General features: G+C 44.1%; 19 protein-coding genes and 1 pseudogene. 10 read left to right on the forward strand and 10 right to left on the reverse strand.

Translation table 11 applies throughout. The features are described 5' to 3' along the window. Nucleotides 1-234: 234 nt before the first annotated feature. Nucleotides 235-3,408, forward strand: a pseudogene (locus IMZ31_RS19940) (exonuclease domain-containing protein); the annotation flags it as partial. 846 nt (nt 3,409-4,254) lie between these two features. On the opposite strand, the gene IMZ31_RS19945 reads toward IMZ31_RS19940, so the two are convergent. Beyond that, complete coding sequence (locus IMZ31_RS19945; RefSeq protein ID WP_207531286.1) at nt 4,255-5,424, reverse strand: CDP-glycerol glycerophosphotransferase family protein; 1,170 nt, start codon at nt 5,422-5,424, stop codon at nt 4,255-4,257. Between the two features lie 142 nt (nt 5,425-5,566). Here IMZ31_RS19945 and tagD point away from each other — a divergent pair, with 142 nt between their 5' ends. The 6 genes from tagD to IMZ31_RS19975 all read left to right on the forward strand — a co-directional run bounded on the left by tagD (nt 5,567) and on the right by IMZ31_RS19975 (nt 11,455). Beyond that, nucleotides 5,567-5,956, forward strand: coding sequence for a glycerol-3-phosphate cytidylyltransferase (gene tagD / locus IMZ31_RS19950; RefSeq protein ID WP_207531287.1), 390 nt, complete (start codon nt 5,567-5,569; stop codon nt 5,954-5,956). Between the two features lie 41 nt (nt 5,957-5,997). Further along, nucleotides 5,998-8,361, forward strand: coding sequence for a CDP-glycerol glycerophosphotransferase family protein (locus IMZ31_RS19955; RefSeq protein ID WP_207531288.1), 2,364 nt, complete (start codon nt 5,998-6,000; stop codon nt 8,359-8,361). Between the two features lie 28 nt (nt 8,362-8,389). After that, the gene (locus IMZ31_RS19960) at nt 8,390-9,568 is read left to right on the forward strand and encodes a CDP-glycerol glycerophosphotransferase family protein (RefSeq protein ID WP_207531568.1); all 1,179 of its coding nucleotides are present in this window, start codon (nt 8,390-8,392) and stop codon (nt 9,566-9,568) included. 12 nt (nt 9,569-9,580) lie between these two features. Continuing rightward, the gene (locus IMZ31_RS19965) at nt 9,581-10,399 is read left to right on the forward strand and encodes an ABC transporter permease (protein WP_207531289.1); all 819 of its coding nucleotides are present in this window, start codon (nt 9,581-9,583) and stop codon (nt 10,397-10,399) included. Nucleotides 10,400-10,411: 12 nt separating this feature from the next. Next, nucleotides 10,412-11,134 (forward strand): ABC transporter ATP-binding protein, encoded by a 723-nt coding sequence (locus tag IMZ31_RS19970; RefSeq protein ID WP_207531290.1) that lies wholly within the window; start codon nt 10,412-10,414, stop codon nt 11,132-11,134. Nucleotides 11,135-11,293: 159 nt separating this feature from the next. After that, nucleotides 11,294-11,455: a hypothetical protein gene (locus IMZ31_RS19975; protein WP_207531291.1), complete on the forward strand. Its 162-nt coding sequence runs from the start codon at nt 11,294-11,296 to the stop codon at nt 11,453-11,455. 101 nt (nt 11,456-11,556) lie between these two features. Here IMZ31_RS19975 and IMZ31_RS19980 read toward each other — a convergent pair whose 3' ends face one another. From IMZ31_RS19980 to IMZ31_RS20005, 6 genes are all read right to left on the reverse strand, one after another. Next, nucleotides 11,557-11,760: a hypothetical protein gene (locus IMZ31_RS19980; RefSeq protein WP_207531292.1), complete on the reverse strand. Its 204-nt coding sequence runs from the start codon at nt 11,758-11,760 to the stop codon at nt 11,557-11,559. Nucleotides 11,761-11,996: 236 nt separating this feature from the next. Further along, nucleotides 11,997-12,242 (reverse strand): hypothetical protein, encoded by a 246-nt coding sequence (locus tag IMZ31_RS19985; protein WP_207531293.1) that lies wholly within the window; start codon nt 12,240-12,242, stop codon nt 11,997-11,999. A 62-nt stretch (nt 12,243-12,304) separates the two neighbouring features. Beyond that, nucleotides 12,305-12,694, reverse strand: a complete 390-nt coding sequence (locus IMZ31_RS19990) for a hypothetical protein (RefSeq protein WP_207531294.1) — start codon at nt 12,692-12,694, stop codon at nt 12,305-12,307. A 4-nt stretch (nt 12,695-12,698) separates the two neighbouring features. Further along, nucleotides 12,699-13,355: a potassium channel family protein gene (locus tag IMZ31_RS19995; protein WP_207531295.1), complete on the reverse strand. Its 657-nt coding sequence runs from the start codon at nt 13,353-13,355 to the stop codon at nt 12,699-12,701. A gap of 9 nt (nt 13,356-13,364) precedes the next feature. Then, nucleotides 13,365-14,615, reverse strand: a complete 1,251-nt coding sequence (locus tag IMZ31_RS20000) for a TrkH family potassium uptake protein (protein ID WP_207531296.1) — start codon at nt 14,613-14,615, stop codon at nt 13,365-13,367. 48 nt (nt 14,616-14,663) lie between these two features. Beyond that, complete coding sequence (locus IMZ31_RS20005; protein WP_207531297.1) at nt 14,664-15,566, reverse strand: hypothetical protein; 903 nt, start codon at nt 15,564-15,566, stop codon at nt 14,664-14,666. Between the two features lie 137 nt (nt 15,567-15,703). On the opposite strand from IMZ31_RS20005, the gene IMZ31_RS20010 reads away from it, so the two are divergent. Genes IMZ31_RS20010 through IMZ31_RS20020 form a run of 3 tightly spaced genes read left to right on the forward strand, consistent with a single transcriptional unit; the run spans nt 15,704 to nt 18,453 of the window. Then, a complete protein-coding gene (locus tag IMZ31_RS20010) occupies nt 15,704-16,816 on the forward strand; it encodes a hypothetical protein (protein ID WP_207531298.1) in 1,113 nt (370 codons plus the stop codon). 42 nt (nt 16,817-16,858) lie between these two features. After that, nucleotides 16,859-17,536, forward strand: coding sequence for an MgtC/SapB family protein (locus IMZ31_RS20015; RefSeq protein ID WP_207531299.1), 678 nt, complete (start codon nt 16,859-16,861; stop codon nt 17,534-17,536). Nucleotides 17,537-17,583: 47 nt separating this feature from the next. Beyond that, nucleotides 17,584-18,453, forward strand: coding sequence for a mechanosensitive ion channel family protein (locus IMZ31_RS20020; protein ID WP_207531300.1), 870 nt, complete (start codon nt 17,584-17,586; stop codon nt 18,451-18,453). A gap of 15 nt (nt 18,454-18,468) precedes the next feature. Here IMZ31_RS20020 and IMZ31_RS20025 read toward each other — a convergent pair whose 3' ends face one another. The 3 genes from IMZ31_RS20025 to IMZ31_RS20035 form a co-directional block, all read right to left on the reverse strand. Next, nucleotides 18,469-18,786 (reverse strand): hypothetical protein, encoded by a 318-nt coding sequence (locus IMZ31_RS20025; protein WP_207531301.1) that lies wholly within the window; start codon nt 18,784-18,786, stop codon nt 18,469-18,471. Nucleotides 18,787-18,868: 82 nt separating this feature from the next. Beyond that, complete coding sequence (locus IMZ31_RS20030; protein ID WP_207531302.1) at nt 18,869-19,219, reverse strand: hypothetical protein; 351 nt, start codon at nt 19,217-19,219, stop codon at nt 18,869-18,871. 37 nt (nt 19,220-19,256) lie between these two features. Further along, the gene (locus IMZ31_RS20035) at nt 19,257-19,508 is read right to left on the reverse strand and encodes a hypothetical protein (RefSeq protein ID WP_207531303.1); all 252 of its coding nucleotides are present in this window, start codon (nt 19,506-19,508) and stop codon (nt 19,257-19,259) included. Nucleotides 19,509-19,529: the final 21 nt, after the last annotated feature.

Below are 19,529 nucleotides of genomic sequence, written 5' to 3' on the forward strand. Positions count from 1 at the left end.
ATTTACGACGGCACACACTCTACGTACTATAAGTTTTTCACACCACGAACCGTGAAGCTGACAGAAGGCATGCGTGTCAGAATCGAAGGAGACTTGGAAAGAGACTCCTATAAATGGGATGAATTTGTGCTAACGGTCAAGAACATGATGGAAGTCCCCTCAACAAAAGAGGAGAAAAAAGACGAAGCCTCCGAGAAACGAGTTGAACTATCCACGATTGGGCAATATTCAATGCAATTGTCCTCAATGAAAGCAGGTGATTTGATTGACCGCGCCAAAGCCTATGGGCACGAAGCGGTTGCGATTACGGATCATTCTGCGATTCAAGGGTTTCCTGAAGCGTACCGAAAAGCCAAAGAGGAAGAGATGAAGCTGATCTACGGCATGACGGTTAATATGGTCGATGACGAGATTCCGCTTGTCTTAAACGCAGATTCCACACCGCTTTCAGAGGTTACCTTTACGTCCTATGACGTCGAGTCAACGGGTTTATCAACAGAGGATGATCACCTGATTGAGATCGGGGCCACGAAATTTGCGCCGACAGGTGAGGTTTCCTGCCACGAATGCGGATGGAGTCAGCCGCTTAAAGGATTCACTAACCTTGATGCGATGGACATTGAAATAGATCCGCGTATTCTGAAGCACAAGGAAAAGTTAAACGGGGACCTGTCACCGCAGGCATTTCTGAAAAAAGGGGTTTGCCCAACGTGTTTCGGGTTTCCTAAAAAGCAAAAAATCCTCAAATTAACGGAAGCCCGTAAAGCGGTGGAAGATGAAAAGGCAACCAAAACCCTTTCCGCCCACAAAGCCATCGATCGATTTCAGACGTTTATCCGTTCGCCTAAACCGATCACACCGTTTATCACAGAACTGACGTCGATTACCCAGGAGCAAAGCGACAGCGGTGTTTCTCTCGAAGAAGCCATCGAAGGGTTCCATCGTTTTCACAGCGGAACCGTATTGGTCGGGCAAAACATCATCGCCTTTGATAACGACATGCTCGAATCGGCTTACAGGCGATGTGAGAGGGAATCTCCTCCTATGATCGTCGCCGATACCCTTATCATTTCAAGAAACCACAATGTGCATATGAAACGTCATGGATTAAAGGATCTGGCAAAGGAATACGGCGTCCCGCTCGAGAAGCACCACCGAGCGGATCAGGATGCTGAAGCCACAGGGCACGTCTTCGCGCGCATGATCATCCAGCTGTTAACGATGGATGTCACGACGTTAGAAGCCATTAACACGCACTTCATGGACGAGGACTATTACCAATCCTTCTTCGCGGATGAGTGCACCATTCTTGTTCAAAACGAAACGGGGCTCAAAAACCTGCAACACCTTGTTTCCCTGGCACACGATGATTTTCTCGGGCGTACCCCTCTGTTACCAAAACGTATTATAAACAGGTATCGCGAGGGACTTCTGATCGGGTCAGGTTCTTACAACGGACGTCTGTTCGACATCGCTATGAATAAACCCTCACACCTCGTTGAAGAAGAAGCGGCGTTTTATGACTATATTGAAATCAATCCATCCGCCCTCGCTGAGCATCTTGTTAAAAGCAACAAAGCGGGTAGCATGGAGTCAATCGACCGATCCTGGAAGACCATTATCCTATCAGCGAAAAGACTGATGAAACCAATCGTCGCGACAGGTTATACTCATTATCTTGATGAAGAGGATCGTCTCCCGCAGCAGGTTCTTGCCTACTACCATTCAACAGGAGCTCATCACATGAGAACGGGGCATATGGATGCGTTAAGCGGGTCTCATCACTTCAGAACAACGGATGAGATGATGGAGAGCTTCCCGTATTTGTCCGACGAAGAGAAGCGCGCGTATATTGTAAACAATCCAAAACACATCGCCGATCAGTGTTCCATGTTTTCTCCCCTACCTGACGAGTTGTTCACCCCAGACATCCCTGGGGTAAATGAGGAACTGGAGAATGAAACGCTCAATACCGCGCGAGCCTGGTACGGGGATCCCATACCAGAAAACATTCAGAAACGACTCGACAAAGAATTGAAATCCATTATCGGCAACGGATTTGCGGTCATCTACACCATCTCAAGAGACCTCGTTAAAAAGTCATTAGAAGATGGCTATATTGTAGGAAGTCGGGGGTCGATTGGTTCATCTCTTGTGGCCACGTTTGTCGGGATTACGGAAGTAAACCCGTTAAAACCTCATTACAACTGCCGAAGCTGCCGATGGAGCGTGTTTTTCGATCACGAAGACATGCAGTCTGGGTACGATTTACCCTCAGATATGAGGGAGTTGTTCCAGGAAGAGCGTTTCGCGAGTGATGCCAGGAAACACTTCTTTACTAGATTCGTCCAGTCTCTCGGGGAAGACAAAACAAGAGAGATTGCCAAGAGTCATACGCCAGGAACGTGTCCGTGCTGCGGGGCTGAAGGGCTTAAACGAGAAGGGCAGGACATTCCGTTTGAAACGTTTCTTGGCTTTAAAGGCGATAAGATTCCAGATATTGATCTGAACTTCGCTGGAGGATATCAGCCACGAGCCCATGATTATACAGGGGAACTGTTCGGACGTGATAAAGTGTTTCGGGCAGGGACGATTGGCACGGTGGCCGATAAAAAAGGAGAACTGTTTGTTTTTAAATATATGAAAGAACATCAGGAACACTACCAAAAGGAAATCAGTGACCTGACGAAACAACTGAAAACCGCGTCTGGAGAATCCAAATCGCTAGTCGAGGAAAGGATAAGCGAGTTCAAGAAAAAGTTAAGCAGTATGAAATGGAGCCGAGCGGAACAAACGCGCGTCGGAGGACGGATTAAGGGTGCCAAAATCACAACAGGTCAGCATCCAGGCGGGATGCTTGTTGTTCCAGCTGACAAAGATATGGACGATTTTGGGGGCTCGCAATTTCCTGCTAACGATAAAAACAGTCCGTTCCGCACGACACATTATGACTTCCATTCCATTCACGATAATATCCTTAAACTTGATATTCTCGGTCATGACGACCCTGATATGCTTCGGTTGCTTCAGGATTTAACGGGTATCGCACCAAAGGATGTGCCTCCGAATGATGAGCTCGTTCTGAAGTTATTCACCGATCCCGAGAAAGCATTGGGTGTTCCGATAGAGGCGATTGAAGCAGAAACAGGAACACTCGGAGTCCCTGAGTTTGGAACAAAGTTTGTGATGGAAATGATCAAAGACACGCAGCCGAAAACATTCGCTGAACTGGTTAAAATTTCAGGACTGTCCCACGGGACGGATGTATGGCTGAATAATGCGCAGGAGTATGTACGGGAAGGCATCTGCACCCTGAAAGATGTCATTGATACCCGTGACACCATCATGGTCCGACTGATCCAACTTGGTATCGACCCGCAGCTCGCCTTCACCATCATGGAGAGGGTTCGTAAAGGGAAAGGGCTGACCGATGAGTCATGGGAGCCCCTCATGAAGGAACACGGAACGCCTGACTGGTTTATCGAATCCTGTAAGAAGATTAAGTATATGTTCCCGAAAGCTCATGCGGCTGCTTATGTCTTATCAGCGATGCGGATCGCTTATTTCAAGGTGTATCATCCGATTCACTTCTACGCGGCAGATCTGACGGCGCGTCAGGCTGATGCGGATATCCAGGAAGTGAGTTTACCAACGGATCAGATGCGCGCCCGCATAAGGGAACTTCAACAGGAAGTGGACGATAAGAAGAGCAAGAAACAAACCACATCGAATGAAGAAGGAAAAATTAAATATTTAAAACGGGTCCACGAGGCCAAAGTAAGAGGCATCAAATTCGGCAATATTCGTATGTATGGTTCGCACGCTGTTGAATGGACGATTGACGGGGATACGATTATTCCTCCATTCGCTTCCCTCCCTGGTGTTGGAATGGACAGCAAAAACGGAAATACGCCTGCTGCATGGAAACTCTACAATACATCACGTGAAGGCGTGTTCCGAGGAACAGAAGATTTGCGAAAGCGATCAGGGATCTCGAACACAGTTATTGATACCCTGCGCAAACTCGGATGCCTGAAGGATATTGAAGCGATCAGACACGTGTTTTTCTAAAACCATAAAAAGACTAGAACAGAAGTGTTCTAGTCTTTTTTATTGGAACTCCAGCCTCGCAAAACGGTAGCAAGGAAAGAGTTCTCTGCCTCCTGCTCTAGCAACTCTGCTTTAACGGCAGCGGAGGAACTAAAAGTGGAATAGGTGAAGAATAACACGTTTCTAAGCGTCTGGCAAACCCTCTTACTCCTCATGTTGCTCTGAGAAAATGAAGTTCACAAGACGCTTGCTTGATCTTCCATCAGAGAATCGGTTCCATTTCTTATGGAATTTCTCCATTTCTTCTTCGTTGTATGTTTTCGTCTGAACCATTTTTATAATGTCTTCTGTTGAATGCGCCACAGGACCTGGCACCAGCGCCTCATAATCTTCCTGGATCCCTCGTTCTTTTTCATAAGATTCCAGGTCATAAGGGTAAAAAATCATAGGACGTTTCAGGAACGAAAACTCAAACGGGATCGACGAATAGTCTGTGATTAACACATCAGTCACCAGTAACAAATGATTAATATCCCTGTACGCATTAGCGGAAATCACAAAATCGGATAATTTGTGATCGATATGATACGTCACGATTGGGTGACACTTCAACAGCAAGACATATTCATCACCCAAAACGTCTTTCATCCTCTCTAAATCAAGCGGATATGGGGTTTTTTTATGCTGCTCATGATCTCGGAATGTCGGCGCGTACAGGATCACCTTTTTCCCTTTTAATTCAGGGTACTTCTGGTTCACCTCTTCGATAATCTCTCCGTGTTTCTCCTCTTGATGAAAGAAGTCCGTCCGAGGAACCCCAATGTGAAGCATGCGTGACGGGGGGATACCAAAACTCTTCGAGAAGATGTCACCCATATGTTCGGAACCAACAGCTACATAGTCCATTCGGTTGTATACATCACGAAAGCGCTTTATTGCACGTTCGCTTCTGTTCCCTAGCGAATGATCCTCCAGCCCAAACTGTTTGACAGCTCCTGCTGCGTGCCATAGCTGAATGCAGCGAACATTCTTCTTAAATGGCGTGACTTGTAAAAACGCATAGTAATTGTCCACCACGACCGTTTTCGACGTAGCCAGGTGGTATATAAAACGAATCCACCTGTCGATCCTGAACCCTTTCAAGGGGATGATGGTTCTCCCCCGTTTGTTCTCGAATGAAGCTTTCGTATGTTTCCCCGTTACCACAACAGAGTGCTCGGAGATCCCTTGCGGCCACTCGTCCAAAAGGTGTTTGACGTTATAGCCAAAATAAACAACAAATATCGTTTTGGTTCGTTGAGGGAAGCTTTTGCAAACCCGAAAAATGAACGAAAAACTATATAAATAGAGTGTTACAGCTATTTCTCTCCACACGATGCGCGACCGCCTTTTTTTGATAGTCTGAATTGTATTGCTTAATAATTGGCTTTTTCCTCCCCCACCCCTTCTTTTTCTATTTTAGAAAGATGGTTTCTGCGCTTTCTTTTCAATAGAGGTATAGACGGAGGTGCAACTTATGAAAAAAGTGCTGACTTATGGAACATTCGATATGCTTCACCCAGGACACATCAACTTATTGCGTCGGGCAAAGGAGTACGGAAACTATGTCATTGTTGGATTGTCATCCGATGAGTTCAATGCCCAGAAGGGTAAAACGTCTTATTATACATACGAGGAACGAAAGCACGTTTTAGAGGCAGTCCGATATGTGGATGAAGTGATTAAAGAAGAGAATTGGGATCAAAAGGTGATCGATGTTCAGCATCACAATGTGGACACGTTTGTGATGGGGGATGACTGGAAGGGTAAATTTGACTTTTTAAAGCCTTATTGCCACGTCGTTTATTTGCCACGGACCGAAGGAATCTCGACCACTAAAATTAAAACGGATTTAAAGAGTAAGTGAACGAAAATGTTTAAGAAAAATGGTGATTAGGAGTGTTGCACGTGCGGTTTCATAACAGAGCCAAAATTGAGATGATAAATGATGACCAATCAGGGATGGTGTTTTATTTCCCTGATTATAAACAAAGTTTTAGCGTTGAGTGGGGCGAACTGGAGAAGAACCCGTACATCCCAATATGCGAAGTACACGATAGAAACCAAGTTCTTTACAGCGGGGTGCATAAAAATCAACATTTGTATTTTTATGTGTTCTCAAACAGGCTGTATGCCTGTTTGGAAGAAAAATCAATGAAAAATGGTCACTATGACGATTTCAGCCCAAAAATCACCCATTACGATCAAGACGCCATCATAGAAAGGAATAGTTTTGGCGGCTTCATTTTTTCCCTTAAAGGCAAATCGATAAAAACTATTGATGATTTTTATTCCTATCAACACAAGGAAGAAACAATCCCTGTGCAGCTGCACCCTTCCCTCTCTGGAAAACATGTCATTCTTGCCAAAATGCATTGGGGTGATTTTCATTTTGTTGTTTCTTATGACAAGAAACAACAAATGCTTCATCTAACCAAAATGGTGGTGGAGAGAATCCAACGACTTCCCTATTACGACGTGGAATCTGTCGGGCGAAATCGTATCGAAATATTGGATAAAAAAAGCGGCAAAACCAACCGAATAAACATACGAAAGGTGCATGCTCAGAAACCCTATCATATTTTCAAATACAAAAATAATGTTCTTGAGGCGTTTCGCCATAAAATCGGGGTTTATGAAATTAACGGGGACCGCTATTACATTTTCATGACGCTAAAAGGGCTTTGCATTGTAAAGAAAAATCCAAAACGAGCGCTTCAATTCAAATCACTCCTTTTTCCTTTCAAGACTAATCGATCCATCTACATAATCGGACGTATGGTTCATCATGCTTATAAAGCATTCGGTGAGTATGACCACCTTTACACCTTGAACGAGAACCATCAAGTTTCTACGTTCGTCAGACCGTTTAAAAGAATAAAAGGGTTCAAACAATTGGGTTATTTTAAAATCAATGCCCAAGCGCTTGATCTTGGAACACACGTTCATTACCCGTTGTTTATCGGAAACAAGAAAGGGCCCATTCATAAATTTTCATTCGGAAGAAGGTCAAAACCTTCGTTTGTATTTCGTTTAAAACGAGTTGGAAAGAAAGTGATTGCTCTTCGTTCTAATATTTATAATCAAGCCACTTACTCTGTTGTACCAAATTGCGAGATGTACTCGATCAACAGCCATATTAAAATTAAACTAGCGCACTACATGTCCCGCATCTTGTACAAGAATAAAACAAAAAAGGTTAATCTGTTTTTTGAGAAACAAGCATCAAAAGCTGACGAATCAGGGATCCGCGTGTTCGAAAAAGTAAAGGAAAAAAAGTACAAAAACTCAAAAAATTTCTTTATTTTAGATCGACATGCATCAAGATACTCTGAACTAAAAAAGAAATACAAAAGAGACATTATCGAGCGCTTTAGTTTTCGTCATTATTTCTATTTGTTTATTGCTGACTATTTTGTAAGCAGCGATCTTTCCAATCACGTTATAAACGATCGGATTTACATCAATTCGATTACTAAAAAAATAAAAGAGGTTCCACTCATCTTTCTTCAGCATGGGATCATGTTTGCAAAACCTGTTGAAAATCCGTTGGGGAAAATCTTTTATAAAAATTACGAAGCGTATAACATCCATAAAAATGTTGTCAGTTCAAGACTTGAAGCAAAAGAGTTTCATAAAATGGGCTACACCGACAAAGATCTGTGGTTTACAGGCCTTCCTACGCTTGATTATGCAAAAATGAATAAAGATGCTGACAAGATTGTATATATGCCTACTTACCGCTATTGGGAAGAAGGCATGATTTATAACGGAGAAATGGAACAAACGACATATTTTAAATCTCTTGTAAAAGTGATTCGGGCGTTCGAAAAAGCGGGTTTAAAAGACCGACTTGTTGTCGTCTCGCACAATAAGTTCGCTGAATACATCTATGAAGAACTAACAGAATATAGAGATTTGTTGGCAGTAAACCCCTCGGAAGCATTAAAGATCGGCAAAGTTTTTATCACTGATTTTTCGTCTGCCATTTACGACAGTATCTATCGCGGGGCTTATCCTATTTTTTACTGGGAAGACAAATCTTATTTAATCGATAAATACGGGGCAACCCCGCCCGTTAACGAAGCAAATGCTCCTGGTCCCGTCTCTATATCACTTAAAGAACTCGTAGATACTACCAAGCAAGCCATCAAAAGCGAGTTTGTGTTGGAAAATGAATATAAGGAAAAGTACGAGCAAATCAACACGTTTAGAGATAACCATAACACTGACCGCGTGGTGGAACACATGAAAGAACATTGCATCTTATGATGCTTTAAACAGGAGTTGAGCAAAGGTGATGCGTAAAATAGGAGTTCGAATAAGAAGCGCAAATATGGTGCAAACAGTGTTTAAAAAAGGCTTTTCAATGCTTCAAAGGCTACCTAAACAAAAACTCGTCATGTTTGAAAGTTTTAACGGTCGCCAATACAGCGACAGCCCTCGTGCCATCTATGAATATATGAAAAAGAATCACTCCAATTACAAACTGGTGTGGAGCGCAGATCGGCGATTCCAGGAAGTGTTTAAGGAGAAAGGTGTTCCTTACGCAAAGCGATTCAGCCTCAAGTGGCTTTTCCTTATGCCCCGAGCCAAATACTGGGTCACCAATTCGCGGTTCCCGTTATGGTTCCCGAAAGATGAGCGAACGGTCTACCTTCAAACGTGGCACGGTACCCCATTAAAGAAACTCGGGATCGATATCGATGAGGTTCATATGCCAGGGACCACCACAGAGAAATACAAACAAAATTTCCTAAAAGAATCATCAAAGTGGGATTATCTCATTTCCCCGAATCCTTATTCTTCTTCCATTTTTAAACGAGCGTTCGGATTTAACGGAGCTATGCTCGAAACAGGTTATCCGAGGAATGACGATTTGATCCACCGAAATACAGAACGGGATATCTTAGAGATTAAAGAAAAGCTCGGCATTGATCCAAATAAACGTGTCCTGCTGTACGCTCCGACGTGGCGTGACAATGAGTACTTCAGTCAGGGGAGATACAAATTCTCAAGTACCCTCAACCTTCAAAAGATGAAAGAGGCATGCGGGGAGAATACGGTTTTGTTGCTTCGGGCTCACTATCTTGTGGCAGACAGCATCGACCTGAGGGGGTTGGAGGGCTTCGTTAAGGACCTGTCTTCCTATGAAGACATCAAAGACCTTTATCTCGTAGCCGATGTTCTCTTGACCGATTATTCTTCTGTCTTCTTTGACTACGCTCTGCTCAATCGGCCTATTTTGTTTTTCGTTCCAGATCTTGATCATTACCGAGATACGCTCCGAGGGTTTTATTTCCCCTTTGAAGAGGAGGCTCCAGGTCCCCTGTTTAAACATACAGAAGACGTATTAAAAGCACTGGATCACCTTGACCAATACGAGGTCCCTCAAACGTTTCGGGACACATTCTCTGTTTGGGAGGACGGGACAGCAACAGAACGGGTTGTTGAAGCTATGCTAGCCAAAAATTCGTAAAGGAGGTGCGTCATGCCAGCCTTTTTCCATGTGATCAAAGAACAGGTCGCTCACTTTCATATGACAAGGCGATTGTCCATCTATGAAATCAAAAACAAAAACCGTAACAACATGCTCGGTTCCTCATGGGAAATCATCAACCCTCTCATCCAGATGCTCATCTACTGGTTTGTTTTTCAAAATGTGCGGCAACATTCAACGATGGTTCTTCCAAACGGCGAGACGGTTCCCTTTGTATACTGGATGCTGTCGGGTTTTATTCTGTGGATTTTCTTCTACAAATCAACCATTGAGGGGTCCAATTCTGTTTATTCCCGTATTAAGATGCTGTCCAAAATGAAGTTTCCAATGAGCATTATCCCGAGCTATGTGATCTTCTCCTACTTTTACGTTCACCTCATCATACTCGGCATTACGGTTCTGCTTTTTCTTTTGGGTGGCTACTATCCGAATCTCTATTACCTTCAGCTCCTGTACTTTGTTCCTGCATTGCTCCTGTTTTTGTTTTCTCTTTCGCTCATCATGTCCACCCTCTCGACGATGCTTCGGGACGTGCATATGTTTTTGAATGCTGTTCTCCGCATGGTGTTATACCTGTCCCCTATCCTTTGGGAAATCGGGAACTTAGGAGGGTGGATTGGATTCGTCGCACGTCTTAATCCTCTTTATTACCTTATTGAAGGATACCGATCGGCTTTGTTCGGAACAGGCTGGTACCTAGTTGAGGCTTATGAATACACGCTCTATTTCTGGGGATTAACGGTTCTTTTATTCGGAATCGGAGCAAGCATTCACATGAAATTCAGACGCCATTTCATCGATTACGTCTAAAGGGGGAAACCTATGGAAACGATTGTGGATCTTCAAAATGTGAAAAAAACCTATAAACTCTATAAGAACGGAAAAGAACGATTCATGGACCTTTTCCTCCCCATAGATGTCGGGGAGTCGTTTCATGCCTTAAAAGGTGTTTCCTTTCAGGCAAGAAAAGGGGACAGCATCGGCATCATCGGCACAAACGGGTCAGGGAAATCAACGCTTTTAAACATTATCGCAGGCGTCGTTCCTGAAACGTCTGGTGAGGTGAACGTGGAAGGCGAAACAGCGCTTGTTGCTGTGGCTTCGGGCCTGAAAGGGAACCTGACGGGGCGTGAGAACATTGAATTAAAGTGCCTTATGCTTGGGTTTTCTAAAAAAGAAGTCAGGGATATGGAAACAGACATTATCGAGTTCTCAGAGCTCGGATCCTTTATTGACCAGCCTGTTAAATCCTATTCAAGTGGCATGAAATCGCGGCTCGGTTTCGCTATTTCGATGAAAGTTGATCCAGATATCCTGATTATTGATGAGGCCCTTTCGGTAGGGGATAAACGGTTCGCGAACAAATGCCATAAAACGATGGAACAGTTTAAAGGAAGAGGCAAAACCATCTTTTTTGTGAGTCACAGCATCCCTCAGGTCAAACAGTTTTGTGAGAAAGCCCTGTGGTTACATAAAGGGGAAATCAAACAGTACGGAGACGCAGAGGATGTAACAGAAGCCTACGACCTTTTCATATCCTCATAAAAACTGAAAAAATAAGGTTATGTGGCTCTTTACATTACGTTACTTTATATTACTTTACTTTACATAGCCTCGCTTCGCGGCCTTCTGATTGCCTCCTTCCTTTTCTTTTCGGGAACACGATTTGTTCTGTTACACTTGTAGGGGTTAGGAGGGGTGGTTGTGAATGAAATGGATCTCCAAAAAGTGCTGAAGATGGCTCGGGAATACGGATACTCGATGCGCCCTGGTTCCCCTGATTACTGGAAACCGAATGCTTCAGCTATATTGGGACATAAAAGTGAAGAAAAAAGAAACAAGGAAAAACCAATTCAATTAAAATAAAGGCTCTGTTAAAGTTTGATGTCACTATTTATATAAAAAACAGAACTTCCGCCAATTTGGGAGTTCTGTTTTTTTTATAGGACTTTCAGCAAAATTGAAACTTATTCATCCCATTTCAACAGTTCAGCAATAACGTCAGAGCTGCCAGGAAGCAGTAATAATGATAACGACAGTACTATAAACCCAATACCAATTACAAACAGAAAAATTACTATTTTAACTGAACGAGGCACATCCTTTTTAAGTGCTCCAATTAAAATTAGTGCAATTCCGATAACGAGTAAGAATAAATAATAAAATCCCATCAAGACACTCCTCGTAATTTTTTCCTCTTTAAAGAATATGTTCAGATTCTTGAATAAAGAAATAACTTTCATACAGTAACAGCAGATAATCTAAGGGTATCATAGGTTTCGACACTTGGAAATAAATTCCCTTCCACCATCACATACAGAACGCTTGCTCTGATAGTTCAAACGTCAACACTACACTTTAACAGAAGCAAATTAAAAAAACAGAACCAGCATGAGGTTCTGCTTTTTTATTCAAAGATTTGGTACACAAGTCCCTGGTGAAAGGGCGTTACCTCGGATAACTCATAATCAATTCGAATGATCTGAGATTCCGACAAGGAAAAGGAATTAAAGTCTGGATTATGGGTAGCCACAAAGGTTATGAATGGTCCTCTTATTTTGGTCAAGAGCACCCTTAATTCTCCCTCTTCCACTAACACTTCCACACGATCCCCGTTTACCAGTCGGATGTTCAGGCGATATAATTTGTTCACAAAACCCCCTCCCTTTCCTTTTCTTTATAAGAAAAAGAGGGCGTTGTAAAGAAAAAGAAAGCCTACTCTTTTGGTTCTTTGTGGAAACGAGCGAGGTCTTCGTGAATCGAATGGGGTCTGAAACCGTAAACACGGATTCCGATTCCTTTTCGCAAGGTGATCTTAGTCCCCTCCTCTTTCCAACCGACCCGTTTCCTCGTCAGGCACAGGATTTCACCACGGGTCACGCGTTTGGTATAGTATGGAAACGTAACAAAAAGAATGGAATACGATAAGGTATCCCTTTCCAAACGGATCTCATACCGTGTCCCCAATGCCACGATCATTACCAGAATAAACGCGATTCTCGCATAAAGAAACGTCCCCCACACAATAGGGAACGATATGGTCGTCAGGGTGATCACAACCGCCATGATGAGAGGTGTGATTTCGTTTTTAGCTCTATATATCACGTCCTCACACCTTTCGCTTCAATCGTTCAAGATCATCCGTATCCCCCACAACGAAAATCAGATCCCCCTCCTCCAGGGTATCATCTGGATTCGGGGAGACGTTCGGTTTCCCGCCAGGTTTTGCCACCATCACAACCGTCGCCCGATACTTGCGTCTGAATTGGAGTTCAGAGAGCGTTTTCCCCACAAAATCTTCAGGTACCTGCATCTCAATTCCCACAAAATGAGGGGCCAGTTCGATGACTTCAAGAAGACCTGGATTGGCCAGTTTCCGAGCAACGCGCACGCCTGTTTCAGCTTCAGGATACACAACATTATGAGCCCCCACTTCTCCGAGGATCTCGCCTATGGTTTCACTGTTTGCTTTTGACAGGATGCGTTTACATCCGAGCTTTTTTAATTTCTTCACAATTAAAATGGCCCCGAGCGTGTTGTCTCCAATCGAGACCACGACCCCGTCATAATTCAGAACATTCAGTTCAGCCAATAAGGCGTCATCCGTTGCGTCACCAATCATGGTGTGGTTGGTGTAAGGATCGATCTCCTCCAACAGAGAGGGCGTCACATCAACAGCGACAACATCATGGTTCATGCTGTGAAGTTCCCGAATGACACTACGGCCAAATCGGCCCACGCCAATGACTAAAAATTTTTTTCCCATTCCGATCACCTATCCTACTACAATATATTCTTTTACGTATTTTGTCTTGGTCTTTTTCGGCTTGATGAATGAGTACATCAGCGCTACAATCCCCACACGGCCGATGATCATCAACCCCGAAATCCATAGTTTCGAGAACGTGTCTATGTGCTCTGTCGCTCCCATTGATAAACCTGTTGTGGTCACAGCACTCATAACTTCAAATAAAAGGGGCACAAGAGGCAGGTCGTTTACCTCGAGAAGAACCAGGGAACTTACGAAAAAAAGCCCAAAATACACGAACACCACAAGGAACGATTTGTTCACGTCCTCATCGTGCAGTGATTTTCTGAACAAAACAGGGGATTCATGTCCCCTTAAAATGGATATGCTTTTAGCGGCGACAACGGCAAACGTTGTGGTTCGAATGCCTCCCCCGCAGCTCGACGGGCTCCCTCCGATAAACATCAGCACAAAAAGAAGCAAAATCATGCCTGGCGGAGCCAGGGAAAGGTCGAACGTCGAAAGCCCCCCACTCCTTGATGTGACGGAAAGGAACCAGGCGTTCATGAAGGTATCCGTTACACTTAAGGATTTGAATGCTGTTGATGCTCCAGAGAGAAGGAAGAACAGGAACGAAGCGATGAGTAAGGAACCATGAACCGTGATCGTTACCTTAAAAAACAGGCTCCGTTTTTTCCCCCAGTTAAATATCAGTTCCAAAAGGACAGGAAATCCCAGAGAACCAAGCAGAATCAAAACGGACGTCACCAAAAGCATGGTTGGTTCCGACTCGAATTCCATTAAACTGGTTCCGAATAAATCAAAGCCCGCGTTGGTAAAACTTGATGTCGCATGAAACAGAAGGGACAGCGTATCCTCATCCCCCCCTTTTAACAGAAAAAACATCAAAAAGCCGACTCCCTCCGCCACAAGCGTAAAACCAAAGATAAACCCAATCAGCCTTTTCGTCCGACTGAATCCTCGGGCGTTCTGATCAAAGCTCATCAGGGTCTGGGAGGATAGGGATACGTTATCTTTAAACATAAGAAGCATCAGCCCGAGAAGCACCATAATCCCCATTCCTCCGATTTGAATCTGAGCTAACAGGATCCAGTGACCATAGGGTGTCAGAGCCTCCGCGACGGATATCGGGGAGAGCCCCGTCACACTTATAGCGCTGGCTGACAGGAATACGGCATCTTCAAATGCAAGAGACCCCCCGTTCATCGCAGGAATCATATAAAGACCCGAAAACAAAAGAGTAGCCAACACATACATGAACAGAATCCACCTGAAAGGAGCCCGTTTGAAACGAACCATTCCCACTTACCCTTCCTCTAAGAGGCTGATTTCTCGTTGTATGCGTTGGAGCTGGTTTTCAAGCGAACGGACGCGCTCTTTCTTTTTTTCCTCATAATACGAACGAAGAACAGGTTCCCATTCTAATTGCCTGTCCCATAAATCCTGCTGATTGCCGATAAACGAACCTGAGGCCACTTCTCGTGTCTTTAAAAGGACGAAGGAAGGACGAATCCAGTCACAAGAGGTTCCTGAACATTTTTTATGAGCGCTGTACCCCTCATCCCCTTCCTGACACTGGCAGTATCCTGTATTTTCTTCCTTGGCCAGAAGGTGGATCGTGTATTTGTGAGGCCGTTCGCTGAACTCGATCGTAAAGATCCCATCTGTGTATCCGCCTGTTTCGTCCTCCTGGTAGAAAATCGTATAAGGGCACGCCTTCGTATCCTTAAGAAGCTCCTCTAAAGAATCCTCGTGTTGTTTTAACGTTTCGATATGCGTAAACACATTCTCAACAAGCTCCCCGCTTTCATGGTCCAGAACATGTTTTTTCAACGCATCAAACACATTTTTCGGAAAAGCCACACGCAGACGTTCAGCCAATTCATGAGGGACGGATGGGTGCATCAGCCCCTTTTTGATGTAATCATAGATGAGGATGGCATAAGGGATTTCTCCGTCTGAAAAACAAAACGAGTCCGCATCACGACAGTAAGCATCATGCGTTATTTTCGGTTCCCGATGATGAAAATAGGTTTTATTAAATTTATTCCATTGGATCTTTTCCCATTCTCCCTCGCTCCACCCTTTGGCTTTCATCCAGTGGTAACAATCCGCATCGCAGTAATGCACATACTCTTCATCTGTTTTATAGTGGAAAATAGACTGATATCCCCGTTCTCCGAATGGAACATACTCCACGATTGGCATAACGATGTCCTCCCCATTGCTCTTGTTTTTTGTATTATAGAAAACATTCGAACGGGAGAGAAGCGTTTAGTAAACATTAATCCCTATTCCCATCAATTGTGCTATACTAAAAAAAACATTTAAAAGAGGTAGATAGGATGATCAACGTTGACCGTTCGGAGCTTAAAAAAGTGTTGGCGGTTTTCAAAAGAGCGACGAAAAAAGGGATGATGGTTCTCGAGGTAACCTCCGATGGTGTCCTTCATCTTGAAATCCAAAATGACGAGAGTACATGCACCCTGTCGACGAACTTGCCCGTCAACGGCTCAGACCCTTTTCACATTACTGCTGATCCTCGCACGCTTTATAAGTGGGCCGAGAAAAAGGGCGAGGAAGAAGAGCAAGACACGTTCGGTTTTTCGCTAGGTAAACACGCTTTAATGTGTGAGACAGGAGTATACAAGGGGAAAACGACTCCTGTTGAATTCAGAGATGAACCAACGATCGGTTATCATGCCGACACGGCACCCCTGAAGGATCCAGGGCTGTTTTTATCCCTGTTAAAAGATGCCTCCCGCATGCTTAAAAAGCACCCGAATCCGCATGTATCGTACCTGAAAGTAACGAATGAAAAAGGCATGATCGTAGAACCTCAGCACATGCTTGTGGTTCGGCTTGTCGAAGAATTCCCGTTTCAGGGGACCCATATCCATAAAGATGTCGTGGGGATATTATCAACATCTCTTACGCTTTCCGCCACAATCGGAATTGACAGGGATTATGTGATTCTGAAAGACAAAGGGATCTATTACAGGTTAAAAAAACGGGATAAGGTTCCGTATCAATCTTTGAGGAAACTGCAAAAAGAACAGGACGGGTATGCGTTTACGATTGATGCCGATCTTGTCAAAAAAGAAACCAAGCCGTACACAAAAGATTGCCCTGATCTCCTCATCACAAGAGACGGCGACGAACTTGTTGTGGACCCAAGGGATGAAGAGTATCCTGTTTTGCGCTTTCCTGTTACATGGGAACACGGAGAACTTCATAAAGCTTTATTCGAAAAAGAAACCTTCATCAACCTGTTTCACGCTTTTGATGGGCAAGTAACGGTAACGGAGAAGCCATTCCGAAACATTTATGAAGCAAAAGGGTATCTGTGGGAAATATACACCCCTCAAAAAAGCGCCATGATCACAGGTATCACAGAGCCAGATTACGAAAGGATTCAAGAGGAATATGAAGCCAATAACAAAATGATAAGAAGATAAAAAGCGAGGAAACTCGCTTTTTTCTGGTGGGGAGAGGATAACATGTCAGAGGTTGTATTCAAAATACTGATGGCGACCGTCCTTTCACTGGGACCAGCCATTGATCGAGAAGTAAAAGGGAAAAGCCTGGGTGTGAAAACCATGGTGACCGTTTCCATCATAAGCTGCATGTTAACGATCGTCTCGTTTGAGGCAAGCTTTCTGTACGCAGAAGCCTATTCGCGGCCCATGGACCCAGGGCGTCTCCCGAGTTATATCGTGAGCGGCATCGGGTTCCTCGGAGCAGGAGCGATCCTCAGAAAACAGAACGATGTTGTCGAAGGGCTTACAACAGCGGCATTTGTATGGGGCAGTGCTGGGATCGGTATTGCGGTTGGGGCTGGATTCATGGAAGAAGCAGCGGTTGCCGTTGTCACCCTTATGGTAAGCACGAAGGTACTCCCGTGGCTTCTGAAACGTGTGGGACCGAAGAAATTGCGCGAACGTAAAATCACACTGGTCCTGACGCTCGACAAAGAAGCGGATGTCACGAAAGTTTTGAAAAACATTAAATCAGAGTCCATTTCTCTTGATCAGGTTCGGGTGAAAGACCTCGAGGTCGAGGAGGATCATCTTCTTGAAGTGGTGGGGTTTATTGATGAAGAACGATACATTACAGATGTTTATGTGAAAGTAAAAGTCATTCCCTATGTAAAACGATGCGACGTCGAAGGGGTTTAGAGGAAAAGGTCGGCAGGAGGCGAACGGTTTAAGACGAGGTGATGAAGATGAGTGACACAATCTCTTTTCTGAGGGACGCCTACGGGGTCTTTTCTGAAACGAATCTTTTCAAACTGTTCGTAGCTTCTCTCCTGGCTTTCCTTGTGGTGAAGATCACGATCGGAGGAGTCAAACGGTTTTTTAAACGAACCCATATTTTTGAAGAACGAAAAGAAAAAACGATCGAAAGCATGGTCGACAGCTTAATGAAGTTCTCTGCCTTCTCAGGGCTTTTGTTTTACGGGCTCTCTCTTTACATAGAAGATTTCTCAAAACTGCTGGCTGGGGCTGGTGTGATTGGGATCGTGCTTGGTTTCGGGGCGCAGAGCGTTATTAAGGATTTGTTGTCAGGCTTGTTTTTCCTCTATGAGAAACAGCTCCATAAAGGCGATTTCGTCAAAATAAACGGAGCCTACACGGGGACCGTTGAAGAGATTGGCTTTCGCGTCCTGAAAATCCGTGAATGGAGCGGAAAGCTTTTAAGCATCTCAAACGGATCGATTAAAGAAATACAAAACTACAATATGGATAAAATGCGCGTCATTGAAGGAGTAACAACAAGTTTTTATCAGGATCCAGATGAAGTGATTGAATCTTTGGAAAGCGCCTGTGATGACCTTAACAAACAGTTGTCCCACCTCTTGTTGAGGGATGTATCCGATAACGAGGTTGAACCTTTTCAATTGTACGGCATGACGTCCCTTAACGAGAACCATCACGGATATGAATATACGGTCGTGGCTCTTGTAAAAGATTCAGGCTACTTTGAAGCGGCTAAAGAAACGCGACGTGTCATCGCACGTCATCTGTACAAGGGCGGCATCAAGATGGCAGAGGAAAATAAGTATTATCGAACACGACTTGAAAAACAAAAATAGAAGCCTGCTTGGCTTCTATTTTTTGTGCTTTCGTTTTAAGAAGGACAAGAGCTCATCTCCCCCGTTCAGGGAGTCTCGGATCAGGGCTCTTTCCTTTTCTTTTTGGGGATCCGAAATCCGATCAAGGGTTACAAAATCGCCCCGATGAAACAGAAACGGAATGGCATTCGTCCCCTCATCGTTCATGATAAAATATTCCTTCTCATAACAGTCCCAATTCAGGCGGTAAAACTGATAGGGTGTAACCCCTCTTGTTTCGTCAAAAGAACCCTTAGCAAGCCAGTGGGTCGCTTCTTCTAACGGAGCGATTGAGAATATGTATCCTGCCCCCATTTTATTCCCCCTTTGTCAGCCTAAGCGTGTTCTTACTATTTTGAAAAAAAAACGATGAGCGATCCTTTTTTTCAGGAGAGGGTTACGGTTTTCTGTGGGCTCTTATTTTATCCAGTATAGCATCAAGGGACGGACCATCCGTTTCGGGCGGGCGAGATTGAAAGTTTTCCAGGGATCGTTCCTTCAGAAAGGATTCCCTTTTGTCTTCTGGCAAACAATATAAGAGGTGATGGACCATTAAGGGTCCCTCTTCCTCTTGAAGAAGTTCTTCAAAAAGCGCCATGCTTTCTCTCGGCTCGAGAGATTCAACCGTTTCCCTGATTTCTCTTCGGCATTGACCCTCTTTCACATATTCCATGTAACGCTCATGCATGTCCTTGTTCAGTCGTTCCATTAGTTCTAAGATTTTCTTTCGTCTTTTGAAATCAAACAACACCCCCACCTCCTCCATCACCTATTCCGTCAAAGGGTCAGGAATTCCTGTTGGGATTTTGCAGAGCCTGAAACAATTCTCGATCCTCTTTATTAAGGTGTTCATACATGCGAGGGCTCCTGTACAGTTGAAGGAACGCTTCTCTTTGCTTTCGATCGAATGCTTTTGCATCTTTTATATGCTCTTCACAAAAGGTTTTACGGTGTTCCTGTTCGAGGTCATCCCAGGCATAAAAGGGATAAAGGGGTTCTTGTTTCGTTGAACACATACCGCATTCGGGTGAGGACATGCGATCCCTCCTTTTTTGATA

The sequence above is a fragment of the Pontibacillus sp. ALD_SL1 genome (assembly GCF_017355605.1).

What these genes read in the sequence shown, in the direction of transcription:
- IMZ31_RS20000 (WP_207531296.1), bottom strand. Translation starts at nt 14,615, where the DNA reads ATGTATGTGTTGGCTACTCTTTTGTTTTCGGGTCTTTATATGATTCCT.
- IMZ31_RS19995 (WP_207531295.1), bottom strand. Translation starts at nt 13,355, where the DNA reads ATGGGAAAAAAATTTTTAGTCATTGGCGTGGGCCGATTTGGCCGTAGT.
- IMZ31_RS20025 (WP_207531301.1), bottom strand. Translation starts at nt 18,786, where the DNA reads ATGGGGGCAGGATACATATTCTCAATCGCTCCGTTAGAAGAAGCGACC.
- IMZ31_RS20010 (WP_207531298.1), top strand. Translation starts at nt 15,704, where the DNA reads ATGATCAACGTTGACCGTTCGGAGCTTAAAAAAGTGTTGGCGGTTTTC.
- IMZ31_RS19980 (WP_207531292.1), bottom strand. Translation starts at nt 11,760, where the DNA reads ATGGGATTTTATTATTTATTCTTACTCGTTATCGGAATTGCACTAATT.
- IMZ31_RS19960 (WP_207531568.1), top strand. Translation starts at nt 8,390, where the DNA reads ATGCGTAAAATAGGAGTTCGAATAAGAAGCGCAAATATGGTGCAAACA.
- IMZ31_RS19970 (WP_207531290.1), top strand. Translation starts at nt 10,412, where the DNA reads ATGGAAACGATTGTGGATCTTCAAAATGTGAAAAAAACCTATAAACTC.
- IMZ31_RS20020 (WP_207531300.1), top strand. Translation starts at nt 17,584, where the DNA reads ATGAGTGACACAATCTCTTTTCTGAGGGACGCCTACGGGGTCTTTTCT.
- tagD (WP_207531287.1), top strand. Translation starts at nt 5,567, where the DNA reads ATGAAAAAAGTGCTGACTTATGGAACATTCGATATGCTTCACCCAGGA.
- IMZ31_RS20015 (WP_207531299.1), top strand. Translation starts at nt 16,859, where the DNA reads ATGTCAGAGGTTGTATTCAAAATACTGATGGCGACCGTCCTTTCACTG.
- IMZ31_RS20035 (WP_207531303.1), bottom strand. Translation starts at nt 19,508, where the DNA reads ATGTCCTCACCCGAATGCGGTATGTGTTCAACGAAACAAGAACCCCTT.
- IMZ31_RS19965 (WP_207531289.1), top strand. Translation starts at nt 9,581, where the DNA reads ATGCCAGCCTTTTTCCATGTGATCAAAGAACAGGTCGCTCACTTTCAT.
- IMZ31_RS20005 (WP_207531297.1), bottom strand. Translation starts at nt 15,566, where the DNA reads ATGCCAATCGTGGAGTATGTTCCATTCGGAGAACGGGGATATCAGTCT.